Source organism: Rhizobium mesosinicum (genome assembly GCF_019511345.1).
Classification (GTDB): Bacteria; Pseudomonadota; Alphaproteobacteria; order Rhizobiales; family Rhizobiaceae; genus Rhizobium; species Rhizobium mesosinicum.
Genome location: NZ_JAEUAK010000004.1, coordinates 550,397 through 569,379, shown reverse-complemented (window position 1 = coordinate 569,379; position 18,983 = coordinate 550,397). Strand labels below are relative to the sequence as shown.

Below are 18,983 nucleotides of genomic sequence, written 5' to 3'. Positions count from 1 at the left end.
GGTGCGGTCTTTGCAACACAACGCGGCGCTTCCTTCCCGACGACATCCTTAAAATTCGCAGAGATACAACCATCAACCGCCTGAAGTTCATATGCCTCAAATGCAATAAGCGCGATTACATGGATGTGACCGTTTACAAACCCTCTTCGTGGGAAATCGGAAAGCTTCCTATACGTCGGTTGGCTGACATCAAGGATGTGAGAACGCCTGTCTGGCGGGACGAAACTCTGTAGGTTTGAAATGGGGTTGAGAAGAGACAGTCCAATCAGACGTTGGCGAAGGGAAAGGCCTTCACAACATCACGTCCTCCTGTGGTGGAGCGACCCGTCTGGCAGGGATACGGTGTGGAACTTCGATCTGCACACCCGAGGTGCGGTGCTCAGTTCTGCAATTGAGCTCGATAAAAACTCAAACAGCTATTCATTCAACTTCGAACGCAACCGCTACCTTGTCTTTTGTTTCGACAGCCGTGAAGCTGCCGAGCACTTTAGAGACCGTTGGGACGGTCAATTTATCGATGCCGATGAAGTGGACCAGAAAGGCATCTGGAAGCCAAGGGAGGTGGATGTGTGCAATCTCTATCGAATGGACGCAAGGGATTGGATCAACAAGTGGGCGCAAGACGCTGAAAGCTTAATTAACCTGATGCCGGCCTACCAGATGAACCCCGACCAGATGGGGCCGATCGTGCGCAACACACCATTTGGCCGGAAACAGCTGGCGCACGCCCGATGGGGCCTGCCTTCGCCTTTCTTCGTCATCAAAGAGGCCGTCGAAGCTCGCGCCGAAAAATTGCGGAAGAAAAGGCAACCCGTCGACATGGACGAGCTCATCCGCATGGAGCCGGACAAGGGGGTGACGAATATCCGCAATCTCAACCTGCCCCACTGGAAGAAATGGTTCGGCGTCGAAAACCGGTGCATCGTGCCGGTAACGAGCTTTGCCGAACCCGACCCGGCCAGTAAAGGCGAAGGCGCGACTCCGAATGCATGGTTCGCCCGTGACGAAAGCAAGCCGCTAATGTTCTTCGCCGGCGTGCATGTGCCACAGTGGCAAAGCGTACGGAAGGTCAAGGATGGCCTCACGACCGACGACCTCTATGCGTTTCTGACGACGGAGCCGAACGCAGTGGTCAAACCCATTCATCAGAAGGCGATGCCGGTCCTGCTGCTGACGCAGGAAGAGGTGGACGTATGGATGCGCGCACCATGGGAAGAGGCCAAGGCCCTCGCGCGGCCGCTGCCAGACGATGCGATCATGGTGACATCGCGGGAAGCATACGGATCGAGCATCATCAGCAAAGCCGGCGAACCCGAACAGCCAAGCCTGCTATAATGGCGGGGGACGCACCGTGAGTATTGAAGGCCATTCGACGGCACCAGGCGCAAACGTCATCGTCGAGCATTATTGCTGCGTCCCCGGATGCAGCAAATGGGGTGGTTTCGGCTTTTCTTCAGGCAAGGCTCTTGAGACGCGATGGTGGTGCTGGGAGCACTATCCGTACAAGGAACCGATCCACGGCCCGGTGAAGCCGCAATGATCACTGCGATGCTGATGTGCGCCAGCCTTACGGCAGTCGACGGCGACACAGTGCGCTGCGACGGACAGCTTATGCGATTGCTAGGAGGTGGAGTGCCGTTCCAATGGGGTATAGATACCCCGGAGATCGGATCGCACGCGAAGTGCATCAAGGAACGGAAGCTGGCGCTGATCGCCAAGGGTAGGCTGAAAGAGCTTTTGGAAGAACGTGGCCTGCGGATCGAAATCAAGGGCTACGACAACACGCCGAAGCATAGGCCGCTCGTTAACATCTATCGAACGAATGGGGAAGAGATCGGGGTTAAGCTGCTCAGGGAAGGTTTCGCTCGCGAGTGGCGGCCGCACCGTAAAAACGACTGGTGCAGCCCGGGAATCGAGCAGCGTCCAACGTAGCGATCAGACCTTACTATTCGAATTGATCTCGCAAAGAACACCAATGACCACCGCGAGAAGAATGGCTATCCCTCCCTCGTTGATCGCTTCGCCGCTCGTCGCCGCCGCCAGATAGCGGCGGGAAGCCAAGGCGTTGCTTTCCATGTCTGGCGCACCGAAAGCAATGAGGAAGCCGGTCCCGACCCGAATAACGCCAACCCAGAAAATGACGTGGGCGATAATCTTTCCTACGCGTGTAAAAAACATAACGTCGAAGGCTCCCCCAAACATGTGCCGAAATGTGTCCGCCTCCCCGGTTTGAAGCTCAAGCGGCCTGTCCGAGTCCAGAGGTTTTTTGTTTTTTGCACCTCAAGTGTGGCACACTTAGATAAGCAATCGCGTAAATTGCACCCCTCCTCGACACGCTTAGCCGCCGTTCTGGGATGCCGATAGCCGCTGACGTTCCATCCGGTCGATCCGCTCTCTCAGGTCAAGCAAGATATCCCGAGCGCCGTATACCGAACCCTGCGCCGTCTTCATCTCATCGATCTGACGCTGCTGGTCGACGAAACGTTGATCGTAGCTGCCGAAGACCCTGTCGAGCTCTTCCCGCGGCACCTGGGCGTCCCGCAGTTCTTTCACACTTGCATCGCTTCGGGCGCGGTCTTCGGTCCCTCTCGCGGTCCTCCACTCCATCTCCTGCCGCGTCACCATCTTGTCTGCCAGGATGCCAACCGACTGCTTCAAGTCGCTGGTCGCTTCGCGGATCGGTAGATAGGCCAAGCCGCCCAGCATGGCGGCAAATGTCAGCGCCACGCCCAGCGCCTGCCATTGGGGCTTATTGCGCTCGGCAAGATTCGTCGACAATGCTGCGATCGAGGCACGCGTTTCGTTCGCCAGCGCCGTGACTGCGGCATCTATGCCTTTGAAGCCCGCCCGCATCTCCGCTTCAAGGTCGGTCTGCCGGCGCCCGAGGTTGGTGACCCGCTCGCCGAGTTGGGCGGTGATGGCATCGGTATAGACCCGGTGGGCATCGTTGTTGTTGCTCATGTCGTCTGCCATCCTGTGCCTTGCCTGCCCTTCCAATGCGAATGCAATGCTCATGCGAAAGGCCGCCCAGAAGGACGACCAGGTGATTGACGGCCATTGACCTTTGATTGTACTCGACCGGCGCCACGCTTACCCTGACGAGGTGGCAATAGGGGTGGCCCGGTCATTACGAGGGATGGGGCCTCTGCCTCCCCCTCATTTACGAGGGTTAGACGTTTCACCGGCGCCGTGCTGTTCTCCTGACAAACAGGAGGCAAAGCCGTGAACTGGATTCATTTCGTCGTGCAGCTCGATCGCCGGCACTGGCTGGTAATCTTCATTCATCCGAACGGCGTCGTTCACACTTTGATGGACAGCGACGACTTCATGGATTTCATCGCCAACGAGGCAAGAACTGAGGGCTGACGACATCCCGGACGATGCGAAGCGGAGCTAGGATTTCCTTTGGGCCGCCGCCAATCGAGCCATTAAATCCATGGGAGCTAGATCGTATCCCGTTGCTCTCTCACCTGACCAGTTAAGGCCGCAGTAGACGCCATCCTTTTGCAAGCCCGGTAGCCACCTGTCGATGAATACAGACAAGGGAATAAGCTCCGGCTTGAAATCGCTATATGCTGGGACGTTCTTGATGATCGATAGGGCCCTCTTTTCCGAAGACCAAAACGGCATTACGGTTTCGCCGGACGCGTCCGTGGCGGTAGGGAAGCCGTCCCTGTCTCTGATGCCCCAAACCTGTGCGCCTTTCAGCACTTCGGAGACGAAGGCATCGGCATTGATAGCAGAAACGCTCATTCTGCAAGAATGATCAGCAAATCCAGCTTTTCGCAAGTGAGCAAGTTCGAAATCCATGCGCCCGCCCTACTTGAATAACAAGCTCATCCGGAGAATCGTTGTCGCCACTTCTCGGTCATCTTTCGGACAGGCCCCTTATAGGAGCGTGTTATGTCCATCACCAGATCGACCCTATTGCGCATGAGCGCTGAACGGAGGGAGTCAGTCCTGCGTTCGCTCGCATCGATGCTGCTATACTCTGCGGGAGTAGCTAAGCGTCAACAGTATCCGAGTTGGAACGAGATGGAAGTGTTGGCCTCAGAGCTATTGCAAAACGCGGCCGCCGCTAGGCAGGAGAGCCCGGAGGCCACGGAAACAATTGTCGCGCAGGCGATCAGGCTCTTGAGTGATTTCGAGTTGCGTCATCCCTCCGGTGATTTTAGTTATCACTAAAGGATCGGGCGTGGGGTTAAGCTCGATGGGCGACTTGTCCCGATGAACTCGTCCGTATCCTATTCCCGCGCCGGCTCCGCCTTACGATCAGTCGACGCCACATCCAACAGTCGCTGATGCGCGGGGCCGGTGCCCTTTGATGGTGGGGCGATGGGCACTAGCCTCGTATTGCAACTTGACGTAAAAAGCACATCGACGCGACGCGAGGGGCGCTAGGTTATTGGATTTACTAATGTCGAACTGGCTTTTCCCGCCGGTACCGGTTTTGTTTGCCCTCTTCGGCCTATGGATGATTTACCGCGGCTGGGGCAAACACTGGTTTGTCGCCTTCTCGACCAATCTTGTGCTTCCTTATTTTTATGCGAACATTTTTGTCGGCAACTTCTCGAGAACACCAGCGTCCATGTTCATCGCCGTTTTCCTGACGATGATCCCCTGCCTGTGGGCGGCCTTCTACCTCGTGTTGAAGCTCAAGATAGCAGTTTTGCGGAACGCGGAATTCTCTGATACGAGATCGTTTTTTGGAGCTGCAGGCTTTTTCTTGTTGGCAGCGCTTGTCACCTATGCCGCCGCATTTGCCCCCTCGACATGCAAAGACGCAAAGTGTGAAACTGGTGTCAGCCTATTTGGCCCGCTGGACTACTCTGTGGTGTGGGCGGTGTGTATGTGGAGCGGATACCTTGCCTCTGGGTCGGTATTGCTTTTTTTCGACATCGTGAGACGGCGATTCAATTTTCGCTGACAGAAGCACCTGCGTTTGATGATGGGGCGGTGGGTCTTAAAACTTAACCGCTGATCATTTAAGCTCCCTCATGCAGTCGCCCTCTCAGGGAGGATATATTCGCGATGATTATGCCTGAATTTGCATTCCTCATCATCTTCACGAGTAACCTTGCGGCTCCACTCTTGGCCGTGGTCGCCGGGCGCAAATGGCCACATCACCGGAAGGCGCTGCATCTTTGGGCGGTGTTGTGGATCATTGTGTCGATCTTCATTTGCTATGAAGTCACCGTAACCCCGAATATGCTCGGTGCTTCCGACGTAGATCCGAATGGGGAGGATTACGAAGGTTTGGATCAGTTCCTGGTGCTTGTTTCTATAGTTCTCCAGCAAGTGCTCATGCTGGCAGCCTACGGCATAAGTTTCTTGTATTCCACCGTAAGGAAAATGAACCAAACGACTTAGGCGTGGAAGCGGTTCATTTGATGATGCGGCGGTGGGGTCTATCAGAGGTTCCACGGTGCCCGCGGATTTTCCCCCATCTTCACGACCTTTAGCTTGCTGATCTTGGCTACGCCTGTGCCGGCAACGTTGGTGTTCCAGCGGATGGTGATAAACGTAGAGTTCCAGCGGAGCCCATCGACGGTCAGGCCCTGAGGTATCTCAAGGATACCCGTGAGAATGAGCGTACGGTTTCGAACTGAGGCAGCATTGGAGCCCTGATAGACAAGAGTACTGCCGTTGTTCAATGGCAGTTGAATCTTGACCGGACCGTCGGCCTGCCCGTCGAAATCCCATCCGGCCCAGTCGTCAAGCTCGATAGACGCATACCAGCGAAGCCGATCGCCCGCTACCAATCCCAATCCCGCGAGAGTGGCGGCGGTGCTCACACGAAGCTGAGCCGTGGAGGTAGTGCCTCCCGGTGCGCCATTTGTGATCGAGATGACCTGCTTTTCGCTAGAGCCAGAGATGACCTCCTTGGAAAGGACCACACTGGATGTCCCGCCAGTGTTCGGACCCGCGAACGACATGCCTGTCGCAACGTCGCCCGTTGTCGCCGTGCCGGTCTTCGTTCCCGTGATCCCGGTCAGGCCGGGGTTCGGAAGGAGATTGCCGGTGAGTTCATCGAGAGAGCGGCGCTCTATAACAGTCGTCATGGACTGAAGGATCGGAATGAGGACTTCTGCGCGCCTGATGTTGAGCTTGTCGCTCGGGTGCAGGTTGGTGTCAAAGAAGTTGCTCGGATTGCTTCCGATGCTTGTAGCCTGCCCATCAATGCTCAGCGTGTTGCAGACCCTAATGCCACTCTCGCCGTCCAGCGAAAGGATGAGGTCATTAAGCTGCTGCTTCCATGCCACGCAGGTGGGGTTGGATGCGGGGAAAGCGGTGGTGTCGCTCCACGTCACGGTCATCAGGACGCACCAGATGCCTCGATCGCGAATGCGGCGCACGATGGCGGCATAAAGTGAGCAGACGTCCTCAATGGTGCCTCCATTGGTGAAGGCGTAGATGAGGTCGTTGATGCCAATGTCGATGACCACGATATCAGGCGCGCGGGCAAACAGGTAGTCTACGACGGTATTGAGGTCGATAGTGATCCCGGCGCCCCATATTTTCAGGCCGGCGCCACCCCGGGCGATCTGTCTGCCGCCGTACCCCTGGCCACCGGCGATACTAAAGCCAGGCGGGATGTTGGAGAACTCAGCGAAGATGTCGAGGTTGTATCGCCCACCGTCGAGGCCTTCCACGAGGGACAGGACGCCACGGCCGGAAGTTAGCACACCGGATGCGCCATTGGTGGCCGTGTTGCTGGCGTTGTAGAGATACTGGATGCCATTGAGAACGAAGCTGTGGCCGAATCCCATGACCTTCGGCGAGGAAAGCGGGAGGGCCGGCGGCGGTATAGGCTCTGCAGCCCCGACATAGGTGACCGGAAGCCCCCCTTGAGCAACCTCTATGATGGGCGTGCCATAACCATTGCCAGCGACTTCCATGGGAAGGCCGCCGCTCGCAACGACAGTCACCGGCAAGCCGTAGCCATTGGTCGATTTAACAACAGGCGCGCCCATCGATCTCTTCCTTACTTGCCGATCGGAGTCTTCGCGGCCCAGCGGCCGTAAAGCGTGACCAGGCCGCCGATGAGAGGGACAGCGGCCATAATTGCCGTCAGCACCTGCCCCTGGAGTTCTGAGGGAAAGGCAATGCCGAAGATTGCGAGTATCGAGGCAACGAGCGACAGGATGGCGCCCCAGGTCACTCGAGACTGCCACCACGGCTCGTTGTTGGTCGCGTGCAGGATCTGCGGCACGATCGAGGCGATGACGCTGGCCGAGATCGGCTTCACATCTTCCGGCTTCGCTGCGGTCGCTGGGCTATTCACCGCCGAGGCGACCGCGTTGGTGATCTTGCTGTTGAGGGTCTGTTCAGCGCTCATTCTGCGGCCGCCTTTGCTTCCTTAAGTGCAGTGGAGATGACGAGGTAAGCCTGCGCCGCTGCGATGAGCGTGCTGGCGGCCGTAGCGTTGCCTGGATCGTCACAGACGATCTGGATGCCCTGGTAGGCAGCCGCTTCCTTGCGGACTGTGCTGTCCTTGATCTTGCCGGTCGCAGCGACAGCAGCGAACGCGATATGCGCCGTCTCGATCGCCGAGCAGGTTTTCGGCAGGTTCTTCTGAATCGCAGTGTTGATCTTGCTGGTGTCGGTGGTGGTGCATGCGGACAGGCCAACGGCCGCCGCTGCCACGATGAGCAGTGCGCGCATTTCAAACCTCGATGTTGGGGTGGGGTTAAGCCAGGAGCGCCTTGACGGCGACTCGCATTTTGTCTCCGCAGGCTTTGGCGCCAACGGTCTTGCTGTCGAACGGCAGGCGGGAAACATCCCACTTGCCGGCTTGCTGGATGCCGAGGTTCCTTTGAACTTCAGCATGCGAAAGGATGGTCTTCTCCGTGACCGGGATTTTGTAGAAGCGCGCGAGCTCGGCAATGACCTTGATAGCCGTATTCCACTGCGTTTCCGTCATCGGGAACTTCCCGGCTTTGAAGGGGCTTTCGATCGCTCCTGCCATGCAGGCCATCGAAACACCTATCGCCCCGGTATTGCAGCCGCGAGTATGGGCGGCATAGTCGTCGTCAGTGGTGTTGACGTTGTCCGATATCGTGTGGTCACCGCGGACAAGGTTGCCGTCGTTCTCGACGATGATGTGATAGTGCTCCTTGTCGAGTTCCGAAGCCTTCCAGGCGCCGGCACTCCAATGCAGGACAATACGAGTCATCTTCACCGGCTGGAGCCAGCCGGCGGGCACAATTGTCGTCATGATGATGTCTCCGAAGTGAGCGTTATTGCCCGCCAGGCGGCGGGAGCTGGTAGTCGAGGACGAACACCCCGTTGACCACGCAAACGTGCTGGCCGCTCACCAGGCAGTTGATGGCGGCCGTATAGTCCTCCCACGAGATTTCGAGATATTCGCCTGTAACAGGGATGCCCTCGACGACGATGGGATTGTCGGTTCCGACAGTATCAAGTCCAACTGCATAGGGCATTTACGCGATCCTCATGTAAGCCTTGACGCCGATGTTCTTCATGCGGGTTTCCGTGCCGATGCGCGGTGCGCCGCCGGCTGTCGCGATATTGGCGCTGGTGGTTCTGTTATTGGGAGCGAAGGCGCCCACGCCGTTATTGATCATTGCCACCCCGCCTCCGGAGCCGTCTGAACCAAGCATGGTATGCCCGTGATCCTGGATTTGGTCGTTTTGCAGCGTTCCAGGCGATACCGAAGGTCGGAGGATTCGTTCTTCCAAATTGAGAAGACGGATCGTCTTGCCGTTGATCGGAGATGCGGCGAAGTTGACGACAGCAGAAGCCAACACGAGAGGAGCGGAACCGGAGACGCTTTCGCTCGTCAGTTTGTTTTCATTGAACGCACCAACACCTGTAAGGCCGGAGGTTAATTCCACCCACACCGTATCAGTCGTGTCCGAAGGCGGAACATCGACGCCGGCAATGGCCGTGTTGGCATAATATATTTCGCCGATGCCTCGCGGGCGCCATTTCGATTGAAGCCAGATCGCGAAGAAGGCCGCGCCGTTGCAGAAGACGAACACGCTGGAACCGTTCGGAACCTTCAGCGTCGCCGATCCTGCAATGGTCTCCGACGCGTTCGGATCGATCGTCACATCGCCACCGTCTGCATAAACTGTGGCGTGCCAATTGCTGCCGAGCGTGGCGGCAGCAGTTAGAGCGGCGGTCGCTGTCGCTGTGAAACGGATCACTGCATCATTGTCACTGGCTACCAGCGTATAGTTTCCTGCCTTCGTGACATACTTGACGCTCTGCAGATCGAGCTGGCCCTTTGTGACGGCATCAGTTGTCGCCTCACCATCTGCCATGCCGGTTATCTTCTTCGTCCCCATCTTCAAATCGCCGGTCATCGGCGCAACACCCGAGCGGAGCAGGACAGAACTCAGGGCTGCCTGAATATCTTCCAGTGGTGGATTGTGCTGGATTGGCAAGACCGTATCGCCGTTCTCGACGAAGTAAGTCGCCGGCAGCGTGTAGTTGCCGTTGCTGTCGTAGGGCATTCACGTCTCCAATTGGAATGCGAGAGGTGCAACCCAAGCTGCACGAGGCAACCTTTGCTTAACCCTCGCCTTCATCCTGAGTTGCTGAAAACTGCAGCCGGTCGTAATCGATCTTTGACAACCGGAAAGGCCTGTTATGAAGCCGTATTACTTTGCAATTGCTCTCGTTTTCGCTGCGCCACCGGCCTATGCGCTCTACCCCTACAAGCAGGACGTCTGGGCAAACTGCGTGGCGAAGCAGTTCAACGAAGACATTGTCCTGCCCAGCAAAGTGAGAGCGTTTCTCGACGACTGCATGAAAACTGAACACTACGAGCTGGTGCCAGAATGCCAGGATAAGGACCGTGCCCAGGAGTGCTATCGAAAGGCCGATTGACCGGATTGCATCGTGGCGGCCGGTCAATTAGTTTGGTTGCATGATCAGACTTATCCAGATCGCCTGCATCGTTGTCACCGTCGCAATCCTGTTTGCGTTTCGGCAGGCGTTTTATGCGGTCGCGAGTGGCATCGGCCCGGGCTTCGGTTGGGGTTTCGGCGGCGGCATCTTTTTTGCGATTGCCGTCTACCTTTTCATCTGCTGGATCGACCCGTCATCGCGTCCCCGCGGAACCGCTGGTCAGCAGCAGCGCTTTGACGACCGGGTCCACTAAGGCCGGCGTCTTCCCGATGTTTCCCGATACCGCGAGCGCGCGGACCACGTTCGCTAAGCTGTCGCGCTGACGATCGACGAGAGCCGTCGCAAGATTTTCCCGAGCTGCAGCGCTTCCATCAGGCAGGAGCGCCTTTGCGATGTTCTCGATCTTATCCATCGCGAACGATCGAGCAGCACCGCGCACGCCGCCGGCCTTGAAAGACTCTTTCAGCCCGAAGCCACCGCCACCGGCGCCGCCGAGCTCATTCTGCGCAGCAATTCGAGCCGCGCTTTCAGAATTGCGCGTGACCGTATTTGCGGTGTCGGCGAAAACCCGCTCGTTCTCGAGAACCTTGAATACGCGATCTGCCTTCTCGGGCCCGAAGAGCGTAGCCAGGCGCGAACGGTTCCAGTCGCCTTCGCCCTTTATCAGCCGGTTCATCGCTGCGATGTCGTTCGAGTTCGTGCCGACAATACGCTCGATCTCGGCCCTCGCACCCTGCGATAGGCGCAGGGGCACTGCCGAAGGACCGATCTGCATTCCCTGCGGCTGAACGCCATGCTCCACTTCCTGAACGAGTTCCTGAGGGCGTGGTGCAGTCCTGCCGCTGTCGAGCACTTGCTGCCCGCGGCCGACAGCCTCGCGCTGGCGGGCAAGCTCGGCGAAGGTCGCATCTGCTTCCTTGATCTGCGGCACGGCGCGGGTCAGGGCGTCGTCGATCATCTGACGGGCGTCAGTCAGTGCGGCGACCACTTTCGGATCGGCCTCGACTTTAAGCATGCCGTCTATCGCCTGGCGGGTGTTGAACATCGTCACTGGATTCGTGTCGAGCACATTCGAATTATGGACGTTGAGCATGCCGCGTACGCGCTGAAGGGCGCGCTGCGGGTCACCGCGCAAGACGTTGATCTGCCGTTCGAGGTCGCTGGCAATCGGGCCAACATCATAGGGGCGCGCCTGCTCGAACGCCTGCCGATATGCCGGACCTACCGCCTGCTGGTTCGCAGCGGCTTCCGCATCGAGCGCAGAGGGCAACCGGGCGGTACCGAAGTTCTCGTCGATCGTCGCATTGATGCGGGCGTTTGCGCCGGCGGCGCGGTCTTCGAGAGCTGACCGGACAATCTCCTGCGCTCGGCCCGGAGTAGCTGCAAGGGCGCCCGCCTGCTTCTGCAGGTTCGGACCAAGGTCGGCAAGCATTGCATCCGGTCCCATCTCCGCCAGGCGCTGCTGAAGGCCGGCGGCATCCAGGCCGTCATCGGTGACCGCGCGGCGAAGGAACGTGAACGCGTCAGAAGGAATGTCGGCAACTCTCGCCGCATTCCAGTTCCTGAACTTGTCCATAACCGCACGGGTACCTGCTCCAACGGCTTTTCCAATAGAAGGACCTAGGAGCCCAAGACCAGCGCCGACACCAAATCCAAGCCCCGTCTGCTCAAGATCACCGTCAGAACGAACCGCTGCATCGGCTCCGCCCATTGCGCCGCCAGTTGCCGCCGACGCGGCCGAGCGAAGTAGTAGCCCGCCACCGCCGGCACCGAAAGCAGCGGGCGCTGCCATCACGGCCGGGATCGTCCCAGCAACCCCGCCGGCGATATTCAAGCCGGTATCGACATAGGGATGCTCCTCGTGAAAAGCATCATCCTTGCCGGCCTGGATCGCAAGCGCCTGATGATAGCGCTCATCCCAGGTGCCGCCTTCGAGCTTCTGAAAGCCATCGGGCAGGATCGGGTCGATAAGCGGCGCCAGTGTCGCATTTGTAGCCGCGTCGAGACGGTTCAGCGCGCCTCCGATGATCGGAACGCCGGTGGCGAGCGAACGCACGGAATTGTCTACGGAAAGGCTGCCGTCCTGAGCCGCGGCCTGAAGCGGATCATTTTCCCATGGCGCCACGCGGACATACTCGACCGGCTCCGGCTCGGAAACGACCGGATCGTTATCCCAAGGATTTGCCATTACCGCTTCGTCCTCAGTTTGCCGTTCGGATCGATATACTGGGTGCCAGGCGCAAGGTTTTGGTACTCATCTACCGATTTGATCTGCGTCGGACCGGCAGATGTGTCTGCAGGCTTCCAAGGCTCATACGTACCAAAATCCGGGATGACATCGGCTGGGTTGAAGTTGTTGCGCGCGACGATGCCCTGATACTGAGTCGTGTCCTGCTTGAAGGCGCTGTCATAGCCCTGCACGCGGCCATAGGCTTCGCGCATGATCGCCTCGCGGGTCTCGGGTGTGAGTGCTGCGCCGCCGTTTAGCGAAGCAATCGCGCCCTGGAACCAGTCAGGCAGAGAAGCCGTGTTTTTGACCATGACCATTTCGCCCTCGCGAACAACGGAGGTCGGGTCCATGATCTTGCCGAGACCGTAAACGAGATTGAGGTCGGACGCCTTGCTGTTGCGGCCGGCCGTCTCGGCCATTGAACGGTAGATCGGCAGCGCCTGCGACAGGTTCTTGTAGCTGGGAAGCTGCTGGATCTCCTTACGCAAGCCGGAAATATCATCGAACTTCGGGGGCACGGTGCCAGGGAGAGCCGGCGGCGCATCACGGAATTCGCCGGTGTTCCTGTTGTAGAGCCGTCCGTCAGTCATCTTCTCCCACTGGCCCTGCTGTATCTCCCGCTCGAACTTGTCACGATCGAGCTTGAGGCGCTCATTCTGTGCATCAACGTTGGCTTGCTCGGCCGCAGTCAAAGTTCCCCTGTTCTTCTGCTCGGTATCGAACTTAGTCTTGTCGAATTCGATACGGGCCTGATCAGCCGGCGAAATCTTCGGGTTGACGATCTGGTCGGCCTGCAGGTTCTTCAGCCGCAGGTCAGCCTGATATGCCGGATCAGCCTGCTTGATCTGCTGTTCCAGAATGGCCTGCTGCCGTGCCTGCTGCTGTTTGATGAGCAGCTCCGCAATGCCGCGCGTGCGCTGGCTGATGCGCGGATCGCTCAGTACCTTCAGCACTTCCGGAGGAATAGGCGCACCGTTCGGCGCTGTCACCACCGGTGCATTCTGGGCAACCTGAACCGGAGGGACGGCAGCAACCACCGGCGCAGGCGCAACCTCGCGGGCCGGCAACGGCGGAAGGGAAGCCGCCTCTGCCGACGCGGAAGGTGGCCGGCGATAGTCGGTTGTGACCATCGGATCCACATAGCCCGAACCGGGCGCAGTTGCTTCGATCGCAGCAGCGGCCTCAGGTTTCGGCATACCTGCCGACGGATCGAGGCTTGCCACCTGCGTCGGCTTAACCTGCCCCTGAAACGACGGCAGGAAACCACTCGCTAGGCTCAAACGCCGCGCGCTTTCGCCGCCCGGCTGATCGTAGCCGCGGAAAGCCCACGCGTTATTCATGAGCCGCTGCGCCTCTTCGAGCGACTTCGCGTTGTTGAGTGCGGTGATCAGCGCCGGATCTTCCTGAAGGAAGAATTTGGCCTGGCCGGCAGGTGACATATCGCCGGCAGCCTGAAGCGCAGCCAACCGTGGGCCGCGCCAGGACATGATGCCGCCCGCGGTACCGGGCTGACCACTGGCGCTTGGGTCCGACCAGGTACGGTTGACGTTGCCCGGTGAATAGCCGCTTTCAGCCTTTCCCGTCGCAGCGATTGCCGCCAGACCAAACGGATTTGTAACGCCGGTCTTCACCGTGTCCATGAAGTCGCTGTAAACTTGGTTGTCGGTCATATCGACCTTGGCCGGATCAACCGCGCCGACTTCGTTGGCAGCACCCGTCATGGGAACGGACGAAGATACCGTGCTGCCGCCGTTCAGGATGCCGACGAGCTTTCCGAATGCCTCGTCGTCATAGGCCTTGTTCTCCCGCTCGGCGCGGATCAGCCGGCCACGACGGAACGAACCCGCTGCAGCGTTGGCAACACGTGCCAAGCCTTCGAGAGGACTGGCTACGGGCGAAGAATCGATACCACGCTGCAGGAGTGCGTCTTCGATCTCACGCTGGCGAGCGATCTGCTCCGGCGTAAGCTGAGCGCCGCCATTGCCCCAGACAAAAGCATTCGAGATTGCCATCTATCAAGCTCCGAAGCTGAACATGCCAAAGGGCGCGGAGAGAAGACCGAAGAGGCCACCCATATTTGACTGCGCCCTCGCCGTGTCGGCCTTGTATTTGTCGGAAACGAGGCCGGCATAATCGACGCCGGCAACGTTGGTCTGCGGCGTGCTTACGAACTGGGGCGTCTGCACCTGCGAACCGCTGAGAAGGCCTATGATCTCGTTCAGCGGCTGGTTTCGCTCTGTCAGGGCCTCCTGCACCGCCTGCTGGCGGCCATTCAGAACCAGACTGTTGTAGGCGTCGTTCTTGCCCTGGCTGAAATTGTCGAACGCTGCTTTCCACGCCTCAGATCCTTCCTGGATGCCCTGGTTGGCAAGACGAGTGCGCAGCGCTTCTTCCTGACGGGCAAAGCCGGGATCGAGGCGCTTCGACCCGAGGTCATAAAGCCTTGCCTCGACCTCCTCGTTATTCAGGTCGATCGGCTTGCCGAGATAGTCTTTCAGGAAAGCGGATTGGTCATTGGCAATCGTGCCGAGGTTCAAACTCGCTGCGTCAGTCTGCGTCTTGATCGCCTTCTGCGTCGGCGAGAGGTCTGTGTAGGCGGTGAACTGCGGGATGGTGACCGTTTTCCCGGTCGAGTCGACGAAGGTGTTGTTGCCCGTCTGGCGATAGGTCAGCGAACCATCCGGGCCAACCTGGTTGATCATGTTCGTCAGCTGCTGCGTCTGCGCCGTATCGCGGTTCATGCCCGACTGCGCTTCAGCCGTCTTTGCTGGGTCGGGAGCCTTGGGAGTGCTGACCATCAATACTTCCAATCGTCTTTGAGAATGCCGACGAGATATGCGTCTCGGTCCCGGCCGAAATGATTGCGGAGAAGCCCTTCGATTTCGCCGCCGAGCTTTTCCGCGATGCGGACAATCCGGACCTGCTCGGTCAGGACCGTCATTCTTTCGCAGCCCAGCTGCTGGAACACGTAAGCGCCGAGATCGGCAAGAAAGCTGCGGTTGAAGCCCCTGCCCGCCACAGTCACATGAAGGTCGGTGCCTTCGAAGACGTTGAACACAACGCCGCCAATGACCTCGCCGTCACGCTCGATCCCCATGGCCGTGAAGGGCGCGACGAAAGCCTTGCCGACAAGTCTGGAGACCAGCAGCGCGACCCGTTCATCCGTGACTATCTTCACGTGACGATGTCCGTCTCTTCGTAGGTGATATCGATGCGGACAATCTCACTATCGAGCGGGATTGTAGCGCCACTGGTGACGCGAAGCGCCGGAGCGATTGCATTCCCCTGCCCGTCCGCATTGTCCCAATCCTGCTGGATTTCCTTCACTCTGCCGGCGCCCCAGATGCTCTGCCCCCAGATTGCTGAGCCCCATTCATTCTGGCTCGGAATGGAGGGCGCAGAAGGCACGGCCGGCAAATCGACGATATAGTCGGTCTGGATCGTGATCTGTGCTTCCACCGGAATGGCAGTGCGCAAGACCGCTCGCGCCATCCTGGCTATCTTCGTCGACAGCGGATTTCCCAGATCCTCGAAGAGCGGCAGGTAGCAGCAGGTGTACGGCATTCCGAGATCAGAGCCCCCGGTGTAGCCCTCGATGATCTTGCCGTTCTTCGATCCGAAAAATAGACGTCCATTGAAGACTTCGAGACAGTTGCCTTCCCAGCCGGTCCAGTTCGACCAGGCGGCCGTTCTGGTATTCACCACGAACATTTGGGCAGTCGTCCCGGACAGCGTCGGCAGGCTGATGACCGCAATCTGCTTCTCAGGCCAAATCTCACAATGCCAGGCGGCGCTGCTGCGCTCGGCAACCATCGCGTTCCAGGCGGTCTCGATGTTGTACGAGATGGCCGACGACGACAGAGCCGCATAGTCGCGCTGCATGGCCTGAGACAAAGGTACGAGGCCGATCGCCGTTGCTATGACGAGATCACCGCCGGCGCGGAAGAAAGCCTTGGGACCGAGCGGATTGCCGATACGGTATGTGCCGATCTTGTGCCAGTCGTCGGCATCGCCAGGGTTGGATCCCGCAAAGACTGCGACCTCTCCTTCCGTCGAAACGAACGCGCAATATTCGTTCGGACCATCGCCGCTTTCGATCGACCAGCTGGCGCCGAACAGGAGCGAACCGCCGCGAGCGAATTCGCCGGCGAGCGGAAGGCGGGTAAGTTCGCCGCCCATGACGTTCACCGGCAGGTACCAGGCGTCCATGCTTTCCTTCTGGATGAAGAACAGACGCTTCTTGTACGACCAAACCCGCGACATCTGGTTCGCAGTCACTGTCACGCCTACGGCGAAAGTCAGGGCTGGCGATGTCGAGAAGGAAACGCCGTCATAGACAAACGGCGTGTCGACACCATTTACGCCGCGCAGAAACGCATTGCCGTCTGTATTGACGAACTGAACGACGCTCCAGTCACCGCCATGCTGTCCCGTGAGTACGTTTGCCGGAGCCGCGGTGATGTCAGCAATCTCGTTTTCGTTCGCAGCAAAGAGGTTCCGCTGGTTGCCGTTCTTGTACGAGAACAGTGACAAGACCGGCTTTGTGGTGGTCGGCATCGTGGCAAAGAGATCGAGCCCACGGCGGATCTCGCCACCTGTCGCCGTCGGCAGGATGTTCTCGTAGATCCACGCGCCCTGCGGTGCATCCGGGTTTGGCCTGGCGATGTTCTGGTTCGCAATCCAGCCAGCAACGGCGGCCGGCCAGCTTTTCGGCTTTGCCTTGCGTGGCTTGATCTTCGGAGCCGGCCGCCTCATGGGACAATCACCCCAGGAAACGCAATGTCGGCACCGTTCGGGATACGCTGCGCGCCAACCGCCAGAATGCGCTTGCCCTTATCGGCCCCACCGATCTGCGCCAGCGCGCGTTCGTAGTTCGCCATGGATTCGGAGTATTCCAGACCGTTCTGTTCGCGATAGCGCCAGATCAGCGACAAGGTGAGCAGCCGTTCGTCGAGCTTGAACGTGTCGTCATCCTTGGTGATGACCGCCTTGCCCGCGCTATCTGCGCCGCGGGCAATCTCGTTGGTGATGAAATAGTACTGCGCTTTCTCGCTCGGCCCCATCGGTGGATAAATCTGCATCTGGTTGTCGAGCACGATCCACCAGCCGGGCGTGCCGGCGGCGAGATAAGTCTGCAGGTAAATCCAGTGGTCACGGTCGCGAGCCGGCCGATAACCGCTCTGCTGCCAGGTGGCGGAGTGAATGTTTCCCTTGACCGGCATCCGATCGAAGCCGGCCGGGAAATCGAATGCGATTGTCGAGCCATCGCCTTGGTGCTCGGCCAGAACCAGGAGCGCCTGCCATTCGAATGCCTTTGCGATATCAACGGCAGCTTCCTGCACCAGATCGGCCAACTGTAGCTCGAGCTTTTTCTGCGAACTGAAGATGGTCGTGGGTTTGCGGCCGACGAGACGGATCGCGGCAGACTGGCAGGCGCTCAGGATGGTCATTGATCAGCCCTTGGCTTTCGCGGCGGCAATCTTGTCGTTCAGCTCTTTGGCCTTCTCGGCAAGCGTTGCCTTTTTCCATCGGCCATCGATCTCGAATTCCGGATCGGTATCTCGGATCCAGTTTGCGATATCTTCCGGCTCCCAGTCGGCGAACGGGTTGTCAGCATCTACCTCACCGGCCCCTTCATCGGCGCCGGCATCTTCGCCGGTGTCGGTCGTGTCTTCGACTTCGGGTTCCGGCTTGGGCTCGGAAGCCTTCTTGCCGCCTTTCTTGGAAGCAGCAGGCTTGCCCTGCTCCAGTTCAGCCAGACGCTTGCGCAACGCGGCGTTCTCGGCAGCGAGTTCGCTGGAGTCGTGGTTGCGGCTAGCGCTGTCGAGGTAGAATTGAGCCTGAGTTTTCAGCTCGCGCCCGCCCATACCTAGCATGCGCAGATTGTTGCCATCGAGCGCAGCAAGAGATTCAACGGTGTAGATGTTGAGTGCCTTCAGTTCGAGGCGCTTGCCCTGTGTGAGGAAGGTCAGTTCTTCGAGCGGCGTGCCATGAGCGGCCTGGGCTTCGCCGGCTTTGAATTTCTTATATTGCTCATTGTACTTCTGGGCGTACGTGAGCCGCACGCGCTCCTGGGTAACAGGATCGTTGCCCCATTCGCACTGCTCGTGCGCCGGAAACACGCCCACGGTCTGCTTGTTGCCTGAGAAGCGGATTTCGACCACTTCCTGATCGTCGTAGATCGGGCGGCCTTCCTTGCGGCTCGCCGGTTCGTTCAAGGTGCTGAGCATCTTGAAGACCGGATATGTCAGGGATGAATTGTTCTCGCTCATCGTCGAGCACTCCTGTCTGAGAGGTTGCATAGAAAAAGGCGGACCCGAGAGCCCGCCTTTCTCCCTTTCGATTGTTCAGCGCTTAGGCCGCGAGACCGTCATCCATGAACGGGCGCGAGATTTCGAACTCGGCGAAGCTGCCGGAGGGAACGCCGATCGCCGACGCACCCTTCGCATTCTTCACGCGGTCACCGGCAACGACAGCGTCGTCAACCGAGCCGGCGGTGGCCGTCGCGTAGACATTGGCATCATCGACGAAGCCGGCCAGGCATAGGCCGATGGCTTTGCCGCTGATCTGGTACCAGCCGAACTCGTTGGCTACCGTCGCCGCCATAGCAACGGCTACGGGGCCGATGGCATTGGCAGCGAGCAGAGTCGTCGAAAAGTCATCGGCATTGTAGGTAACCCACGAGCCGATGGCCGTGCTGGCGACGCCCTTGAGATAGATGAATTCGCCGACGCCATAGGTCGGATCGACAGCACGGATAATATCGCCGAGCTTCCACGGCGTGGACCGGCCGGCGCCCGAAAACGCTGCAAGATGCGACGCAATCGGAGGAAAGCCGAGGTTCGGCGTCTGGGGAACATAAGCCATATCAGGG

General features: G+C 58.9%; 25 protein-coding genes. 8 read left to right on the top strand and 17 right to left on the bottom strand.

The window, feature by feature from the left end; genetic code table 11:
* The first annotated feature begins 567 nt into the window (after positions 1 to 567).
* The 3 genes from JNB85_RS13780 to JNB85_RS13770 are packed head-to-tail and all read left to right on the top strand — an operon-like array spanning position 568 to position 1,932.
* Complete coding sequence (locus JNB85_RS13780) at positions 568 to 1,335, top strand: SOS response-associated peptidase family protein (RefSeq protein ID WP_220334971.1); 768 nt, start codon at positions 568 to 570, stop codon at positions 1,333 to 1,335.
* A 16-nt stretch (positions 1,336 to 1,351) separates the two neighbouring features.
* Positions 1,352 to 1,540 (top strand): hypothetical protein, encoded by a 189-nt coding sequence (locus JNB85_RS13775; protein ID WP_220334840.1) that lies wholly within the window; start codon positions 1,352 to 1,354, stop codon positions 1,538 to 1,540.
* The gene (locus JNB85_RS13770; RefSeq protein ID WP_220334839.1) at positions 1,537 to 1,932 is read left to right on the top strand and encodes a thermonuclease family protein; all 396 of its coding nucleotides are present in this window, start codon (positions 1,537 to 1,539) and stop codon (positions 1,930 to 1,932) included. The genes JNB85_RS13775 and JNB85_RS13770 overlap by 4 nt, the downstream gene beginning before the upstream one ends.
* 3 nt (positions 1,933 to 1,935) lie before the next feature.
* Here JNB85_RS13770 and JNB85_RS13765 read toward each other — a convergent pair whose 3' ends face one another.
* Positions 1,936 to 2,178 (bottom strand): hypothetical protein, encoded by a 243-nt coding sequence (locus JNB85_RS13765; protein ID WP_220334838.1) that lies wholly within the window; start codon positions 2,176 to 2,178, stop codon positions 1,936 to 1,938.
* 159 nt (positions 2,179 to 2,337) lie between these two features.
* Positions 2,338 to 2,961 carry a hypothetical protein gene (locus JNB85_RS13760; RefSeq protein WP_223216495.1) on the bottom strand — a complete coding sequence of 208 codons (624 nt, stop codon included), beginning with the start codon at positions 2,959 to 2,961 and terminating at the stop codon, positions 2,338 to 2,340.
* Positions 2,962 to 3,222: 261 nt separating this feature from the next.
* Here JNB85_RS13760 and JNB85_RS13755 point away from each other — a divergent pair, with 261 nt between their 5' ends.
* Positions 3,223 to 3,366, top strand: a complete 144-nt coding sequence (locus JNB85_RS13755; RefSeq protein ID WP_220334837.1) for a hypothetical protein — start codon at positions 3,223 to 3,225, stop codon at positions 3,364 to 3,366.
* A 27-nt stretch (positions 3,367 to 3,393) separates the two neighbouring features.
* On the opposite strand, the gene JNB85_RS13750 is transcribed toward JNB85_RS13755, so the two are convergent.
* Positions 3,394 to 3,810, bottom strand: a complete 417-nt coding sequence (locus tag JNB85_RS13750) for a DUF2750 domain-containing protein (protein WP_220334836.1) — start codon at positions 3,808 to 3,810, stop codon at positions 3,394 to 3,396.
* A gap of 93 nt (positions 3,811 to 3,903) precedes the next feature.
* Here JNB85_RS13750 and JNB85_RS13745 point away from each other — a divergent pair, with 93 nt between their 5' ends.
* The 3 genes from JNB85_RS13745 (at position 3,904) to JNB85_RS13735 (ending at position 5,370) form a co-directional block, all read left to right on the top strand.
* Entirely contained in the window at positions 3,904 to 4,185 is a 282-nt protein-coding gene (locus JNB85_RS13745) for a hypothetical protein (protein WP_220334835.1), read from the top strand.
* A 232-nt stretch (positions 4,186 to 4,417) separates the two neighbouring features.
* On the top strand, positions 4,418 to 4,927 hold the full coding sequence (locus JNB85_RS13740) for a hypothetical protein (RefSeq protein WP_220334834.1): 510 nt from the start codon (positions 4,418 to 4,420) through the stop codon (positions 4,925 to 4,927).
* 104 nt (positions 4,928 to 5,031) lie between these two features.
* Positions 5,032 to 5,370 (top strand): hypothetical protein, encoded by a 339-nt coding sequence (locus JNB85_RS13735; RefSeq protein ID WP_220334833.1) that lies wholly within the window; start codon positions 5,032 to 5,034, stop codon positions 5,368 to 5,370.
* Between the two features lie 41 nt (positions 5,371 to 5,411).
* On the opposite strand, the gene JNB85_RS13730 is transcribed toward JNB85_RS13735, so the two are convergent.
* From JNB85_RS13730 to JNB85_RS13705, 6 genes are read right to left on the bottom strand one after another with little or no spacing between them, the layout of a single operon-like run.
* A complete protein-coding gene (locus tag JNB85_RS13730; protein ID WP_220334832.1) occupies positions 5,412 to 6,974 on the bottom strand; it encodes an SGNH/GDSL hydrolase family protein in 1,563 nt (520 codons plus the stop codon).
* Positions 6,975 to 6,985: 11 nt separating this feature from the next.
* Positions 6,986 to 7,339, bottom strand: coding sequence for a hypothetical protein (locus tag JNB85_RS13725; protein WP_220334831.1), 354 nt, complete (start codon positions 7,337 to 7,339; stop codon positions 6,986 to 6,988).
* Positions 7,336 to 7,665, bottom strand: coding sequence for a cell wall anchor protein (locus JNB85_RS13720; RefSeq protein ID WP_220334830.1), 330 nt, complete (start codon positions 7,663 to 7,665; stop codon positions 7,336 to 7,338). The genes JNB85_RS13725 and JNB85_RS13720 overlap by 4 nt, the downstream gene beginning before the upstream one ends.
* Positions 7,666 to 7,690: 25 nt before the next feature.
* Positions 7,691 to 8,218, bottom strand: a complete 528-nt coding sequence (locus JNB85_RS13715; RefSeq protein ID WP_220334829.1) for a peptidoglycan recognition protein family protein — start codon at positions 8,216 to 8,218, stop codon at positions 7,691 to 7,693.
* A 22-nt stretch (positions 8,219 to 8,240) separates the two neighbouring features.
* A complete protein-coding gene (locus tag JNB85_RS13710) occupies positions 8,241 to 8,444 on the bottom strand; it encodes a hypothetical protein (protein ID WP_220334828.1) in 204 nt (67 codons plus the stop codon).
* A complete protein-coding gene (locus tag JNB85_RS13705) occupies positions 8,445 to 9,482 on the bottom strand; it encodes a hypothetical protein (protein ID WP_220334827.1) in 1,038 nt (345 codons plus the stop codon).
* Between the two features lie 136 nt (positions 9,483 to 9,618).
* On the opposite strand from JNB85_RS13705, the gene JNB85_RS13700 reads away from it, so the two are divergent.
* Positions 9,619 to 9,858 carry a hypothetical protein gene (locus tag JNB85_RS13700; protein WP_220334826.1) on the top strand — a complete coding sequence of 80 codons (240 nt, stop codon included), beginning with the start codon at positions 9,619 to 9,621 and terminating at the stop codon, positions 9,856 to 9,858.
* A 214-nt stretch (positions 9,859 to 10,072) separates the two neighbouring features.
* Here the strand turns inward: JNB85_RS13700 and JNB85_RS13695 are convergent, their stop codons facing one another.
* The 8 genes from JNB85_RS13695 to JNB85_RS13660 form a co-directional block, all read right to left on the bottom strand.
* Entirely contained in the window at positions 10,073 to 12,067 is a 1,995-nt protein-coding gene (locus JNB85_RS13695) for a hypothetical protein (protein WP_220334825.1), read from the bottom strand.
* Positions 12,067 to 14,121 carry a hypothetical protein gene (locus tag JNB85_RS13690; protein ID WP_220334824.1) on the bottom strand — a complete coding sequence of 685 codons (2,055 nt, stop codon included), beginning with the start codon at positions 14,119 to 14,121 and terminating at the stop codon, positions 12,067 to 12,069. Before JNB85_RS13690 ends, JNB85_RS13695 begins: the two co-directional genes overlap by 1 nt.
* 3 nt (positions 14,122 to 14,124) lie before the next feature.
* Positions 14,125 to 14,907 (bottom strand): tail fiber domain-containing protein, encoded by a 783-nt coding sequence (locus tag JNB85_RS13685; RefSeq protein WP_220334823.1) that lies wholly within the window; start codon positions 14,905 to 14,907, stop codon positions 14,125 to 14,127.
* Positions 14,907 to 15,287, bottom strand: a complete 381-nt coding sequence (locus JNB85_RS13680; protein WP_220334822.1) for a GNAT family N-acetyltransferase — start codon at positions 15,285 to 15,287, stop codon at positions 14,907 to 14,909. The genes JNB85_RS13685 and JNB85_RS13680 overlap by 1 nt, the downstream gene beginning before the upstream one ends.
* Complete coding sequence (locus JNB85_RS13675; RefSeq protein WP_220334821.1) at positions 15,284 to 16,864, bottom strand: hypothetical protein; 1,581 nt, start codon at positions 16,862 to 16,864, stop codon at positions 15,284 to 15,286. The genes JNB85_RS13680 and JNB85_RS13675 overlap by 4 nt, the downstream gene beginning before the upstream one ends.
* Complete coding sequence (locus tag JNB85_RS13670) at positions 16,861 to 17,559, bottom strand: phage adaptor protein (protein WP_220334820.1); 699 nt, start codon at positions 17,557 to 17,559, stop codon at positions 16,861 to 16,863. Before JNB85_RS13670 ends, JNB85_RS13675 begins: the two co-directional genes overlap by 4 nt.
* 3 nt (positions 17,560 to 17,562) lie before the next feature.
* Positions 17,563 to 18,381 carry a hypothetical protein gene (locus JNB85_RS13665; protein WP_220334819.1) on the bottom strand — a complete coding sequence of 273 codons (819 nt, stop codon included), beginning with the start codon at positions 18,379 to 18,381 and terminating at the stop codon, positions 17,563 to 17,565.
* A gap of 82 nt (positions 18,382 to 18,463) precedes the next feature.
* Entirely contained in the window at positions 18,464 to 18,976 is a 513-nt protein-coding gene (locus JNB85_RS13660) for a hypothetical protein (RefSeq protein WP_220334818.1), read from the bottom strand.
* Positions 18,977 to 18,983: the final 7 nt, after the last annotated feature.